Origin of the sequence: Spiroplasma endosymbiont of Asaphidion curtum, from assembly GCF_964031085.1 — a bacterium.
GTDB lineage: Bacteria > Bacillota_I > Bacilli_A > Mycoplasmatales > Nriv7 > Nriv7.
Genome location: NZ_OZ035001.1, coordinates 941,064 through 955,956, shown reverse-complemented (window position 1 = coordinate 955,956; position 14,893 = coordinate 941,064). Strand labels below are relative to the sequence as shown.

The following is a 14,893-nucleotide window of genomic DNA, read 5'->3' as shown; positions in this document are numbered from 1 at the left end:
ATGTTATCTATAATTGCAAATTATAAATTGAAGCAATTAAATTAAATCTTAAACTAAATCGTTTTCTACGATTACGATATTTTTCAGTAATAATTTTAAATTTTTTAAGAATAGCAAAAATATTTTCAATAATAATTCTCATTTTTGAAATTAATTTATTATTATGTTTTTGTTCTTTATTTAAAGGGTTTTTCTTTGTTTTTTTCTTAGGTATTAGAAACATTACTATGAATTTTTTGTATTCCTTGATAACCATTATCAACTATTAATTTAGTATTTTTTAAAATTGGGATTTTTGATTCTTTAAATAAACAAAAATCATGCTTTTTACCAAGAGAAAAATTTGTTGCAATAATTATTTTGCTTTCTTTTTTAATAATTACTTGTGTTTTAATAGTGTGTTTTTTCTTTTTTCCTGAATAAGATTGTTTTTGTCTTTTTTGGGCGTTAAATGGGTGTTTCTGTAGCATCAATAATAATTGTTTTATCATTAAAATAATCATTTATTAATGCTTTTTTACCAGCAAGTTGTTGAAAATCAGGATGTTTGATTAAAATATCTTCAATTCACTTGATATTTCGATAACAACTAGCTTCACTAATATCAAAACTTTTACCAAGATGAAAATAAGTACGATATTCTCGTCAATATGATAAAGTCATCAATAATCTATTTTCTAATGATAATTTATTATTTTTACCACCTCTTTTAAACTTTTTTAACTCAGCTTCTTTTAAAATATTTAACATTTTATTAAAAGTACTTTGCTTTATTCCAGTTAATCGTAATAATTCTTTATCATTAATAAAATTAAATTTATCAAATTTCATAATCTTAAATTCCTTATAATTTCTATTTTAAATATATTTTATAGGAATTTTGTTTAATAAATAAGTAATGCAAGAAGTCTAATGAATAAAAATGACAATAACAAGAAAGGTAGGGTTAGTTTAGTAATTAAATAATATAATTAGCTGATTGTTTTACTTCTTCAAAGCAATACCTAAGAAAACTAAACGCGACCGTTTCTTCTGAAAAATATTTGATTTTTTACTAAAATACTATATAATAGACTTGGTGCATAACCCTCAATTTTATCTACTATTTTGATAATATTATTTTCTAGATGAAGTACAAATGTTAGATAAATACAAAGACGAAAATGAATTTTATAGTTTGGTAGGCGCAAAATGTTATAGTTATGTACCAAGTCTAATTAAAAAATAAGGCCCAAGTGGTGGAATGGTAGACACAATGGTCTCAAAAACCATCGGTTGATCCGTATCGGTTCGAGTCCGATCTTGGGCACCATTAATTTTAGAAAGCATTTTTGATATGAAAATAATTAATTCAATAGATAATTCCTTAATTAAGGATTTAGTCAAGTTAAAAGAGAGCAAGTATCGTAAAGAAAAGGAACAGTTTCTTATTGAAGGGTTTCACTTAATTGAAGAGGCTAAGAAACAAAATAAGTTATTAATGATTTTAATAACACAAGATATTGCTAATAAAATTGAAGATTTTAGTAATATAATTATTGTTAATGAGCAAATTATTAAGAAAATATCTGCAACTGTTAATCCCCAACCAATTATTGGTGTTTGTAGTTTTTTAGATTATAGTTATGAAGTTGATAAAAATTTAGTTGTCATGTTAGATAAAATTCAAGATCCAACTAATTTGGGAAATATCATTCGTAGTTGTGTTGCCTTTAATGTGCAAACATTATATATTAGTAATGATAGTGTTGATATTTATAATGATAAAGTAATTCGGACTTCAATGGGGGCGATATTTCATCTAAATATTATTAAAACTAATTTGGAACTTGTTATTGCTAGTATAAAAGATAAAGGTTTTAAAGTTTATGGTACAGTATTTAAAGAAGCTAATAATCGTTTGCGCGATGTGAATTTTAATAATCAAGTAGCATTATTATTTGGCAATGAGGGTAAAGGAATAAATTCTCATTTATGACCATTGATTGATGATAATTTTTATATTCCAACATCAAACGGGGTAGAATCTTTGAATGTTGCTAATGCTTTAACTATTAGTCTTTATGAAATAATGAATCAAAATTAATGTAACTTTTTTAGTTGCATTTTTTATGTCTTAGAGAGAAATTTATTAAATAAAAATTGTTAAGAATATAGAACATTATTATTGCTACCACGATATATAAATCAAATGCTTAATTAAAAAATTAAAAATCTTAAAAAGATAAATTAATAATGATTAAATTTTATTTTGAAAAAATGGTAAGAAAAAAGAAGAATTTTTCATGTTAAAGTGTATTAAAATAAAATTGTTTTTAAGATATATTAAATTAATTTATAATGATGAAAGAAGGAATGTTAAGGTGAAAAAAATATTAATTATTGGTTCGGGAATTATTGGTCTTGAACTTGCAAAGGAATTATTAGCACAATCTAATAATAAAATAACAATTATTGAAAAAAATCAAGATGTTTGTTCAGAAACATCAATATTAAATTCAAATATTATTCATATGGGTTTTGATGCAACGCCAGGAACTTTAAAGGCAGTTTTGGGAATTCAAGGTCATAATATTTGAAAAAAAAGATATCTTGAGAATAAAAAAGCTAATAATGAAATTATAAAATATGTTCCTACACAAGTATTGAGTTTTAATGAAGATGATGCTCAAGTATTAGATCAACTTTTAAAGCAAGGAATTGTTAATGGTATTAATAGTAATTTGTTAACATTAAATGCAAATTTATCTAGTAATAAAAATGTTAGTAAATATTTATTAGGCGTTGATTCTTATATTTTAAATGTTAAGAAATATGTAACACTATTACTTAAACAATGAGAAAATAATGATCGCATTAAAATTATTAAAAATTGTGATTTTGTGTCATTAACAACTAAATTATTTTTTGATGGTCATAAGGATATTATCCCATCTGATTTTGATTTAATTATTAATTGTGCTGGTCATGGTGCTCAGTTTAATATTGAAGAAACAAAAAACTTTAGTTTGTCATTAAGAAAAGGTCAGTATTTAGTTTGTGAAAATGAAGAAAATATTGATATGATATATTTTTTGCCACCAACTAGTTTAGGTAAGGGAATATTGGTTGCTCCAAATTTTGATAATAAAATAATTATTGGTCCAACAGCAGAAAATCATAATGATTATCATAATCACAATACAATTGATTTAAAAGCAGAAACTATTCAGAAATTAATTGCAACAGGGAAAAAAATAAAACCTGATTTAAATTTTAGAATTACGAGTATGTTTGCTGGTTCAAGATCAATTGAAGCAAAAAATGATTTTCATATTGAATGAGGTTCTGATAAATGAATTAATGTTGTTGGTATATCTAGTCCTGGTTTAAGTGCAAGTCCAGCGATCGCTAAATATGTTGTTAATATGATACAAGAAAAAGAATTAAAAAATAAAAATTAATAATAGACTTGGTACATAACTATAACATTTTGCACCTACCAAACTATAAAATTCATTTTCGTCTTTGTATTTATCTAACATTTGTACTTCATCTAGAAAATAATATTATCAAAATAGTAGATAAAATTGAGGGTTATGTACCAAGTCTAATGATTAAGGATGGTAATAAAAAATATGAAAATTTGATTTGCAAAAATGTTTGCGTTTATGAAACCAGCAAAAGCAAAAGGACAATTAACTGAAGATTTTTTAATTAAAAAATATTTTAAATCTCATCAAGAGCGAGTATTTTGAATAGCAATAATATCATATATATTATATTATTTTATTAGAAGGCAATGAAGTGTTGCTGGAAGTGATTTAATTAATAATGGTTTAATGACAAAAGATATTTATTCGTTAGTTGGTATGGCAATGGGACTTAGTTATGGGGTTTCTAAATTTGTAATGGGTTCTGTTGGTGATCGTAGTAATGCTCGTTGATTTTTAGGAATCGGTTTAATTTTGTCGTCATTAATGAATTTTATAATGGGATGAATGGTTGGCATTAATATTACTAATATTGTATTAATGATGAGTTTAATGGCTTTGATTGGTTGATTTCAAGGAATGGGATGACCTGCTAGTGCTAGAAGTATGACTAATTGGTTTATACCGAAAGAAAAACAAATGCGGATGACTTTTTGGAATACATCGCATAATTTTGGAACAGCAATAATTGCGATAATAATTATGATATCGCATTCATTATTAGAAGAATATATTGGTATTGCGGGTTACTTTATTTTGCCTAGTGCTATTGGTTTAGTTGGGGGAATATTAATTTGTATATTTATGAAAGATCGACCAGAAAGTTTAGGTTTGTTATCAGTTGAAGAACATTATAAAAAGTATTATCCTGAAAAATTAGATATTGAAGTTAAAAAATTTGTTGGTGTTAATGATAGTAAAAATAAGGTTGTTGAAAAAACTTGATTTTATTATTTTAAAAAATATGTTTTATTAAATAAAAATTTGTGAATTATTGCTTTTGCTAATTTATTTATATATGTATTAAGAAATGGTGTTTCTGATTGAACTTTAACCTTTTTTAAAGAACAACATAGTTTTGATGTTAAAAATCAAGGTAAATGATTATGAAGTATTTTTGAATGAATGGCGGTTCCAGGAACGATATTAATGGGATTTACTGCTAAAACATTATTTAAAGGAAGATTAACACCAATTATGATTGCAGCTATTGCCATTACGACATTATCAATTGTTGGTTTATGACAAGCTCAATATCAAAGTATTTGACAAATTGCTCTCTTTATGGGAATTGCTGGTTTTTGTATTTATGGTCCGGTTGCGTTTATTGGGATGCAAGCGATGGATTTATCAAATAAAAGAGTTGTAGCAACAGCTGCTGGTTTTACTGGTATATTTGGTTATTTTGGTGATGCTGTAATATCTAAAGTTGTTATTGGTTCTGGATTACAAAGTTTAAATAATCGTTGAGATGCAACCTTTATATTTTTAATAGTTTGTGGTGTAAGTGCCTGTATATTATTATCATTAGTATGAAATAAATCGTATCATGATAATGAAAATGAATAGAATTTATAGTTATTATAATTAGATTTAATATTTACTTGTGATAAAAGAAAGATAAAAAAGAAATTATATTTTAAATATAATTTCTTTTTTTTATTAGGGTTTACATAGAATTTGTTATAATTAAACAAGTTATTATATGATAGTAGGGTGAAGTAAATGACAGAACAACAATTACAGGAATTATTAGTGCAAGCAAAAAAAGAAGTTAATGAATGTCAAGATTTAGACCTTCTACAAACTTTAAAAATAAAATATTTAGGTAAAAAATCGCAATTAGATAGTTTGTTAGGAACAATGCGTAATTTAAAAAATGAAGAAAGAATTGCTTTAGGAATAATTGTTAATGTTTTTAAGAAGGAAATAATTAGTTTATTAGAAACTCAAGAAACTTTATTAAAGCAAGAAAATTTGTCATTAGAATTAAAATTGGAAACAATTGATGTTAGTTTACCAGTAAATAGTTTTTTGATTGCTAATCGTCATCCTTTAAATTTAATTATTTGTGAAATTAGTGAAATTTTTCAACAATTAGGATATGAAATTGTGCAAGGACAGGAAGTAGACACTGATGAATACAACTTTGAAAGGTTAAATTTAGCTAAAAATCATCCAGCCCAAGAGATGCAAGATTCATTTTATTTAGATAGTAATTATTTATTAAGAACACATTGTACTAATGTTACGGCTCGTTATTTAGAAAAATATAAAGATTCTTCTTTGCCGTTAGCTATTGTTTCTACTGGTAATGTTTATCGTCGTGATGATGACGATGCTACTCATAGTCATCAGTTTATGCAAATTGATGGTTTTTTAGTTGCTCCAAATATTTCCTTTACTAATTTGAAATGAACTTTAAATTATTTAATTAAACGGTTATTTAAAGAAGAAAGTAAAATGCGCTTGCGCCCCAGTTATTTTCCTTTTACGGAACCATCGGTTGAAGTGGATGTAAGTTGCACTAAGTGTGCTGGTGTTGGATGTAATATTTGTAAACATACAGGGTGATTAGAAATTTTAGGTGCTGGAATGATTAGTCCGAATGTTTTTATTAAAAATAACCTTGCTGCTTCTTTACAAGGTTTTGCTTTTGGTATTGGTATTGAGCGGATTGCAATGTTAAAATATGGTATTGAAGATATTCGTCATTTTTATAATAATGATTATCGCTTTTTAAAGCAATTTAAGAATTTTTAGAATAATAGGAGTGTATATATGATTATTACCCGTAAATTTTTAAATGAATATGTTGATTTAAAAAATATTAGCAATGAAGACATTGAACAAGCATTAAATGATAGTGGTTTTGAAGTTGAAAGAGTTTTTAGTTTTGATACTTTAAATACTAATATTGTTATTGGGAAAGTATTATCAAAAGTTAAACTTGCCAATTTTGATAAGTTATCGTATTGTATGGTTGATATTAATGAAGAGTTACCGATTCCTGTTGTTTGTGGTGCTAATAATGTTGAAGAAAATCGTTTTGTTATTTTTGCTAAAATTGGTGCTCATTTAGCCAATGGCATGATTATTGAAGAAAGAATGATTGCTAATAAGCTTTCCTTAGGAATGATTTGCTCGTTACAAGAATTAGGAATTCCTAAGGAAGTTTTAGTTAATCAAGATGCTGTCGGTGTTTATTTATTTCCTGAGGATGTTAATTATCCTTTAGGTAATACTAATTCTTTAAGTTATATTTTTGAAAATGATACTGCTTTTACTATTAATTTGACCTATAATCGTAGTGATTGTTTAAGTGCTTATGAATTAGCTCGTGAGATAGCAGCATTCTTTAAATTGCCTTTAAAATCGTTAATAACTGATGATTTTTCTCATTTAGGAAATTTAGTTAATGATAAGTTATCATTAGATATTAAAATTGATAATAATCTTGTTAAGGCAATGAAAAATGTTATGGTGTTAATTGATAGTAGTGTTGTTACGCCAAAGTGATTATTTTCAAGACTTTGTTATGCTAATATTCGTCCAAATAATTTAATCCAAGATTTACTAAATTATGTTTCCTGAGAAACAGGACAACCATTAGTAGGGTATGATTTTTCAAAAATTAATAGTGAAATATCAATTCAAAAAGCGATGGCAGAAACGAAAGTTAATGAACAAGAGATAACTTTACAAGATTTTGTAATTGCTAGTGATGATATTATTGAAGTGTTAGGTGTTATGACTAACAAAAAATATGAAATTATTAATGAGACTAAACAATTTGTTGTTTTAGCATTACATCTAAATGAGAAGCAGATGTATGAGCAACAAAAAAGATATTTATCATTGGTTAATACTAATAATTTATTACGATGGTCAAAACCATCAAATGGGCATAATTTAGAAATTGCTATCCAAAGATTTTTAGAGTTGTTAACATCAATTATAACTATTAAACAAGTGTCACCAATAATTAATAATAAAGTATTAGTGATAGAAAATGTAACGATAAAAACAACATTAAAAATCCAGAAAAGTATTTTAGGAATTAGTGATTTAACAAAAAAAGATATTATTGAATTTTTAAAACCGTTAGGGTTTTTAATTTTGGAATCTGCTGTTAATGATGATTTAATAATTACTGTCCCTAAATATCGCCTTGATATTATTAATGAAGCTGATATTAGTGAAGAAATTGCTCGCAGATATGGTTATAACAATATTCCTAATATAATGCCATTATTTATGCCATTAACTAATGAAAAAAATTGAAGTAAATATATTTTAGAAACGGTTATTAGTTATTTATTAAATCAAAATATTTTTGAAACAAAAACTTATAATTTAGAATCAAGTATTAATTTAAATCGTTTTAATTTTTTTAATGTTACAAAACCTGTTAAGGTATTACAACCAATGTCGTCAAATCATCAGTACTTAAGAACTAATTTAGTAAATTCGTTATTAACGGTAGCCCAATATAATAATTTACGAAAAATTAATGGTATTAAAATTTATAGTTATGAAGATATTTATGATGATTTAAAATTTCATCATCAACAATTATCAATTTTATTGCAAGGTGAATGAATGAGTATTCCTTATTTACCACAAGCAATTGCTGTTGATTTTATTAATACTAAGGGATTATTGCAAGGAATATTGCGGAAGTTAAACTTTAATGATCAAGATATTCAGTATGTTCCTTCCACATACAATGATTTGCATCCTCATTTACAAGCTAATGTTTTAATAAAAAATCAGCAAATTGCAACAATTGGTAAAGTGCACCCAAAAATTCAACAAGAATTAAATTTTAAAGATGATAATTTTATTATTTCATTAAATATGACATTAATTAATGAGCTTTTTAAATGCGATATTAAATATCAGCCAATTATTAGAAATATGTTTTCTTGATTTGATTTGTCAATTTTAGTTAATAAAGATACAAGTTATGATAATATTATTAAGCCATTATTAAATATTAGTAATAAGTTAGTTGATTTGCAACTTATTAATGAGTATGAAAATGTTGATAAACTTGGTCAAGATAAAAAATCTTGAACTTTACGATTATTTTTTAATGATTCAAAAAAACAATTTACTGATGAAGATTTAAAAGAGCAATATAATTTATTTTTGAAAACAATGAAAGATTTAAAAGTTATAGTGCGTTAATCGTTATTTATTAACTAGAAAGGTATAAAAATGAAAACAACAATTAATGATAATTTTAAAAATGACGATGAATCACAATTGACAAAAAGAGAAACCGTAATTCGTAACTATAATCCTTGAAAAGCAATATTTTTTATGTGTTTGCCAACGGTTATAATTATGATTATTATGTCAACATATAATTTGGTTGATAAGTTTTTAGCGTTACAATTTGCTGATAGTTATGTTATTAGTACATTTTTAGAAAATAATTCTTTAATTGAACAAAATAATTTACAAATGTTAGCTCGAGATATTATTAATGTCGCAACCCAATATTCTTCATCAACAATTGGTTTATTGACAGCTTTTAGTTTATTTATTGCTATTGGGACATCAACAAGGTTTGGTATTGCTTATGGGGAAAGAAATAATCCATTAATATCACGAACTATTGGTAATGGAATTTCTTTAATGATTATTGTTGCTATTGTTTTAACACCAATTTTAGTATTTACTAATGAACCGCTAATTGCTTTGCAATCAAAAAATTCGCAAATGACAAATCCCGAAGTATATAAAATTGCTTTGCAGTTGGCAGTTGGTTATACTAAGTGGTTTATTTTCTTTTTATTTTTTATATTATTAAGTAATTTTTTAATTAATTTATTAAGGTCTGAAGGTCAAGGTTTTTGAGCAACAATTATTATTTTTACTTCAGTAATTGTTAATGTTGTTTTAGATATTGTATTAATGGTTTATGGTAAATTAGGATTAGAAGGAGCTGCAATTGCGACAGTTATTTCGTGGTTTTGAAATATTATTTTTGCATTATTAGTTATCTATTTAGAACCGAAATCAAAGTTAAAAATTTATTGAGAAGATTTGAAAATTGAAAAAACAATTTTATATAATATTATTGCTATTGGGATGACGCCATTATTTATTAATATTTCAGTTGCTGTGACATCAGCGTTATCTAATTTTTTTGTTTCAAAGTTAAGTATTGAATTACCTCGGCCGGGTTTTACTGTTCCGTGAGTTGTGCAATTATTTGCTGGGATTGCTCCGTGAATTGGGTTAACTGATTCCCCTTTAATTGGTGTTAGTCAAGGAGGAAGGGCATTATTATCTTATTCTTATGGTGCTAAAGATTATCAAAGGATTTGAGATATTCTTAAAAGGATAATTTTAGTGCAATTTTTAATATTAATAATTACTGAATTAATTATTGCTATTTTTGGTAATGAAATGTTAACTCTATTTATTTCTAATGTTGATATGACTTATCGTTGATATTTCTTGTTAAGTTATTTAGTTTATCCAACAGTTGTTGTGCCATATATTGGGATTATTTTTTATCAATCAATTAGTCGCCCTAAGATGTCATTATTTTTTTCAGCACTTCGTTCAATAATTGTTTTTATACCTTGTATTATTATTGGTTATTTTGTTGCTTTAGTAACTAAAAATGCTCATTATTATTTTTTATTTTTAGGTTTGGTAGCACCAATTTCAGCTTTGATAACAATTCCAATATTAATTATGACTTGAAAAAAATATCGTTCTTATTTAAAATTAGATAGTGCAAAAAAAGTGAGGAAGAGTAGTAGAATATTCACAAAATTATTTAAAAAATAATCGGATTATTAATTTGGATAATGTTATTACGATTAATCCAGAAATAATAAGAGCTAGTAATTGTCATATTAAAGAAGTTAATTATTCTCATCTTAAAGGGACAATAATTTATAATTCACAAGTTAATTCATTAATTATTGATGTGCAAGTGACAGCAACGATAACATTGTTATGTGCTTTAAGTTTACAATCTTTTAGTTGAACTAATGAATGAAATTGAAAGGATGAATATGGTTTTGATTATTTTAATTGTAATTTAAACTATATTAATGAAAAAATATTTTATTTAGATAAGTATTTATGAGATGAAATATTTGCAATAACTCCTATCAATTTAACAGTAAAAGATGTTAAAATATCTAAGAAAGGTAAAAAATGACAATTTATTACTGAAAAAGAAGTTTATAATTCTTTAGAACAAGATAGTCATTGAATGCCCTTAAAAAAATTGAAATTAGAAAGTATTAACGAGGATAAATAATGGCAGTTCCGTTTCGACGTACATCAAAAACAAGAAAAGCGAAAAGAAGAACACATTTTAAGTTATGACATCCAACATTAGTTAATTGTACTAATTGTGGTGCAAATATTAAGCCCCATCGTGTTTGCAAAGAATGTGGTTATTACAAAGGTAAAGAAGTAGTTAAAATTGTTCAGTAAATTTGTATTTAATTTCAAATGATAAAAAAAGAGCATTGCTTATAATAGCAGTGTTTTTTTTAAAATTTTTAATAAATTGTGTTAAATTTTATTGAAAAATTTGTTAATTAGGAATATAATGTGTTTACTAGTGGGAGAAAGTGGGTTATAATATGTTGTTAGGACAATTTAAACATAGTCTTGATGATAAAGGCAGAATTATAGTTCCGACACGTTTTCGTACCAAACTAGGTGAACAAGTAGTCATTTCTAAGGGATTCGATGGTTGTTTAGTATTAAGAGCATATGATGTGTTTATTAAATGACAAGAGCAAATTTTATTAAGTTCAGAAGGTTTAAAGGATAGTCGCATCTTACAACGACAAATTTTTGCTAATTCTTTAGAACTTAATATTGATAAGGTAGGAAGAATTAATATTCCGTCAAGTTTATTAATATTAGCTAATATTAAGAAGGAAGTTATGATTATTGGACTTTCTAATAAAATAGAAATTTGAGATATTAAAGTGTGAGAAAATTATTTAGTAAATGATGAAAATAATTTAGAACAATCTGCTCAAAATTTAATAATGAATATTGAGGAGAAAAATTAATGTTAAAACATAAACCAGTTTTATTGTCAGAAACATTAGAGTTATTAAATATTAAATCTGATGGTATTTATGTGGATTGTACTTTAGGAAGGGCAGGACATAGTGAGAAAATTTTAGAAAAGTTAACAACTGGAAAATTATATTGTTTAGAACAAGATAAACAAGCAATTATTGATGCTAAAGTAATATTAAATAAATTTCATAATTATGAAATTATTGCCACTAATTTTCGTTATTTAAAGAAAGAATTACAATTAAGAAATATTTTACAAGTTGATGGTATTATTTATGATTTAGGAGTATCATCACCACAATTAGATGAAGCAGAGCGAGGATTTAGTTATCATCAAGATGGTCCTTTAGATATGCGAATGGATCAAAAACAACCGCTATTGGCAGAAGTTATTGTTAATAATTGAAGTTTTGAAGATATTGTTAATATTTTATGAATTTATGGTGAAGAAAAGTTTGCAAAAACAATAGCTCGTGCTATTGTAAAATATCGTGAAAATAGTAAAATTATAACAACATTACAACTTGTTGATATTGTTAAGAGTGCCTTACCAATGAAAATTTTAAAAAAGGCTAAACATCCAGCCAGAAGGACATTTCAAGCATTAAGAATTGCCGTTAATGATGAATTAGATAGTTTGCGAGTATCGTTAAAGCAATCTTTGCAACTATTAAAATCAGAAGGGGTGCTTGTGGTTATTAGTTTTCATTCTTTGGAAGATCGGATTGTTAAAACATTGTTTAAAGAACAAGTAGTTCCTAAATTTGACCCATTATTATCTAAATTACCAATGTCAATCAAATGAGAACCTAGTTTTGAATTATTAACTAAAAAAGTTGTTTCTCCTTGTGAACAAGAAATTCAAGAAAATTCTCGTGCTCGTAGTGCTAAATTAAGAGCAATCAGAAAATTTTAAGAAAGGTTATTGTTAGTGATTAATCAAGAGCTTTATGCAGTTATCGAAATAGATACTAAACGAATTAAATTTATGGTTTTTAGTTATCATAAATCACAGCTTAATGTTTTGTTTAATCATATTCAAAATGGTAATTTTTGTGAGAATGGTGTTGTATTAGAACCTAAAGTTGTTGGTAAATTTATTAATATGATAGTTAAAAAGGCTAATCTGCAATTAGCAATTCAAATTAAACGCGTAGCTTTGAATTTAGTAAGTAATTGTTTAACTATTCGTCAAGGGCAAGCAATAATTGAAATTAATAAGAAGCAACATCGGGTTACTAATGAAGATATTAGGAATTTGATTGTGATGAGTAAAAATATTTCTCTTGCTAATGATGAGGTTATTTGTTTGACACGACCATATAAATTTATTGTTAATGGGCAGAAAAAGTTACCATATCCGCCAATTAATGAGTTAGCAACAAGTGTTGCGGTTAATTCGTTAGTATACACAATTAAAAAGGAAATTTATAATTCTCATTTAGAAGCGATAAATTATAGTAAGTTAGAGTTGTTATCTTTAGTTTTAATGCCTTTTTGTCATGCTTGAGCAACAGTTTCTCGGAAAGAATTACAAGATGGAGCAATTATTATTGATTGAAATTATGATAATACGCAAGTAAGTATTTTTGTTAAAGAAACGCTATATGATTTAAATATTATTGATTATGGATTTAAAAATCTCATTGCTGATTTGCAGTATGCTTTGCAATGTCGGTGAGATATTGCTGAAGACTATTTACATAAAATTATTAATATTGATAATAATTTTTTGGATAATAAGATTATTTACTCTAAATATGATTATGAGAAAAAGAAATATTTGGAGTATAGTCATCAAACATTAAAAAATATTGTTATTAGTCGTGTAGAGGCAGTTTTAATTAAAATTAAGGAGCATTTGGCACATATTTTAAAAACCAGAAATTTACCAATTGTGTTTTTGGGTGAAGTAATGAAGATTGCTGGTTTTGTTAATTATATTAATAAAAATAGTAATTTATCATCATTACGGTTTTATAATTCTAATATTATTGGTGCTAATGATGAAATTTGGTCAGGACTTATTGGTAATGCCTATTATCAACACTTATTAAACAAAAAATTGTAATATACCACAGACTTATGACAGACACAAGAAGTTTTTTAAAAAGAGACGAATTTAATTTTTATTTAAAATTTTTATAAATAATTAAAATTGCTGAATTATACTTGTAAGTGCAAGTAAATAAAATTGCAAAAAATCTCATATAAAAATTTCATGATGCTAAGTTTATTTTAGAAAAAACAAAGCAAGGAGTTTTTATATGGGTTACAAACATCTTGGCATATATGAAAGAATTTATATTGAGAATCAATTGAAGTTTAAAGTAAAAATTAGTGAAATAGCTAAAAATCTTAATCGAAGTATTAGTACTATTATTCGAGAAGTCAATAGAAATAAAGATAGTAATCATTATTTTTCATTAATTGCACAAAATAAAGCAGAAAACAGAAAACAATCACATGTTTATTTTCATAAGCCAAATTGTAAAGTTAAGTGCAACTAAATTATTTTTCTAACCAAATATTCGATTGGTGAAAGATAATTTAGTATTTTTCTTGGTCTTTGGTTTAAAGACAATATAAATTTATGAACTGCATTTTTAGTAGTATTTGAAAAATTAAATTTTTTAGGAAATTTTTCTCTAATTAAACCATTAGTATTTTCATTAGTACCTCTTTGTCAAGGCGAATACGCATTAGCAAAATAAATTTTCACATTTAAATTTTTTTCAAGTTGTTGTCAATTAGAAAATTCTTTACCCCTATCAAATGTTATAGTCTTAACAAGATTATTTGGAAGAATTGATAAATAATGGCTAATGTTTTCGTTAACAACTTTAGTAGTTCTATTTTCAACTAACATTGCTAAAGTAAATCTTGATGTTCTTTCAACTAAAGTTATTAAACATGATTTACTTTTACCTCGTGATGATACTACAGTATCACCTTCTCAATGACCAACAGTTATACGATTATTAACATTAATATTTCGTTCTTTAATTGATTTACCATTAAATTTACCGCGATTTTCTTGAGATTTTCGTTTCTTACCTTTTCTTCTTAAATTTTTATTAGTAACTTTTTCAAGTAATCCAGAATAAATTCAATTGTAAATTGTTTTAAAACTAATAATTCATTCTTTATGAAAATTTTTAATTCTGCCATAAATTTGTTCAGGCGATCAACCTAATAGTAATTTTTGTTGTACATATTTTACTAATTCTCTATTTTTAAACTTAAGCTGAATTATACTTGTAAGTGCAAGTAAATAAAATTGCAAAAAATCTCATATAAAAATTTCATGATGCTAAGTTTATTTTAGAAAAAACAAAGCA

13 protein-coding genes, 1 tRNA gene and 1 pseudogene are annotated in these 14,893 nt (G+C 25.3%); 13 read left to right on the top strand and 2 right to left on the bottom strand.

Features of this window, described 5'->3' with window-relative positions; genetic code table 4:
- Window positions 1–7: 7 nt before the first annotated feature.
- Window positions 8–831: pseudogene (locus tag AAHJ00_RS05675) on the bottom strand (IS5 family transposase).
- Between the two features lie 398 nt (window positions 832–1,229).
- On the opposite strand from AAHJ00_RS05675, the gene AAHJ00_RS05670 reads away from it, so the two are divergent.
- The 13 genes from AAHJ00_RS05670 (at window position 1,230) to AAHJ00_RS05610 (ending at window position 14,062) form a co-directional block, all read left to right on the top strand.
- A tRNA-Leu gene (locus AAHJ00_RS05670) sits at window positions 1,230–1,312 on the top strand.
- 24 nt (window positions 1,313–1,336) lie between these two features.
- Complete coding sequence (locus tag AAHJ00_RS05665) at window positions 1,337–2,086, top strand: RNA methyltransferase (RefSeq protein ID WP_342223744.1); 750 nt, start codon at window positions 1,337–1,339, stop codon at window positions 2,084–2,086.
- Between the two features lie 277 nt (window positions 2,087–2,363).
- Window positions 2,364–3,443 carry an NAD(P)/FAD-dependent oxidoreductase gene (locus tag AAHJ00_RS05660; RefSeq protein WP_342223743.1) on the top strand — a complete coding sequence of 360 codons (1,080 nt, stop codon included), beginning with the start codon at window positions 2,364–2,366 and terminating at the stop codon, window positions 3,441–3,443.
- A gap of 195 nt (window positions 3,444–3,638) precedes the next feature.
- Window positions 3,639–5,042, top strand: a complete 1,404-nt coding sequence (locus AAHJ00_RS05655) for an MFS transporter (protein WP_342223742.1) — start codon at window positions 3,639–3,641, stop codon at window positions 5,040–5,042.
- Between the two features lie 156 nt (window positions 5,043–5,198).
- Window positions 5,199–6,236: a phenylalanine--tRNA ligase subunit alpha gene (gene pheS, locus AAHJ00_RS05650; protein ID WP_342223741.1), complete on the top strand. Its 1,038-nt coding sequence runs from the start codon at window positions 5,199–5,201 to the stop codon at window positions 6,234–6,236.
- Window positions 6,237–6,254: 18 nt separating this feature from the next.
- Window positions 6,255–8,666, top strand: a complete 2,412-nt coding sequence (pheT, locus tag AAHJ00_RS05645; protein ID WP_342223740.1) for a phenylalanine--tRNA ligase subunit beta — start codon at window positions 6,255–6,257, stop codon at window positions 8,664–8,666.
- A 30-nt stretch (window positions 8,667–8,696) separates the two neighbouring features.
- Window positions 8,697–10,286, top strand: coding sequence for an MATE family efflux transporter (locus AAHJ00_RS05640; RefSeq protein ID WP_342223739.1), 1,590 nt, complete (start codon window positions 8,697–8,699; stop codon window positions 10,284–10,286).
- Window positions 10,231–10,767 (top strand): hypothetical protein, encoded by a 537-nt coding sequence (locus AAHJ00_RS05635; protein ID WP_342223738.1) that lies wholly within the window; start codon window positions 10,231–10,233, stop codon window positions 10,765–10,767. Before AAHJ00_RS05640 ends, AAHJ00_RS05635 begins: the two co-directional genes overlap by 56 nt.
- Window positions 10,767–10,946 carry a 50S ribosomal protein L32 gene (gene rpmF / locus AAHJ00_RS05630; RefSeq protein WP_342223737.1) on the top strand — a complete coding sequence of 60 codons (180 nt, stop codon included), beginning with the start codon at window positions 10,767–10,769 and terminating at the stop codon, window positions 10,944–10,946. The genes AAHJ00_RS05635 and rpmF overlap by 1 nt, the downstream gene beginning before the upstream one ends.
- Before the next feature lie 140 nt (window positions 10,947–11,086).
- Window positions 11,087–11,539: a division/cell wall cluster transcriptional repressor MraZ gene (gene mraZ, locus AAHJ00_RS05625; protein ID WP_342223736.1), complete on the top strand. Its 453-nt coding sequence runs from the start codon at window positions 11,087–11,089 to the stop codon at window positions 11,537–11,539.
- Window positions 11,539–12,468: a 16S rRNA (cytosine(1402)-N(4))-methyltransferase RsmH gene (gene rsmH / locus AAHJ00_RS05620; protein WP_342223735.1), complete on the top strand. Its 930-nt coding sequence runs from the start codon at window positions 11,539–11,541 to the stop codon at window positions 12,466–12,468. Before mraZ ends, rsmH begins: the two co-directional genes overlap by 1 nt.
- A gap of 15 nt (window positions 12,469–12,483) precedes the next feature.
- Window positions 12,484–13,623, top strand: a complete 1,140-nt coding sequence (locus tag AAHJ00_RS05615; protein ID WP_342223734.1) for a hypothetical protein — start codon at window positions 12,484–12,486, stop codon at window positions 13,621–13,623.
- A gap of 196 nt (window positions 13,624–13,819) precedes the next feature.
- Entirely contained in the window at window positions 13,820–14,062 is a 243-nt protein-coding gene (locus AAHJ00_RS05610; RefSeq protein ID WP_342223733.1) for a helix-turn-helix domain-containing protein, read from the top strand.
- Here AAHJ00_RS05610 and AAHJ00_RS05605 read toward each other — a convergent pair.
- Complete coding sequence (locus tag AAHJ00_RS05605; RefSeq protein WP_342223732.1) at window positions 14,059–14,838, bottom strand: IS30 family transposase; 780 nt, start codon at window positions 14,836–14,838, stop codon at window positions 14,059–14,061. The genes AAHJ00_RS05610 and AAHJ00_RS05605 overlap by 4 nt on opposite strands.
- Window positions 14,839–14,893: the final 55 nt, after the last annotated feature.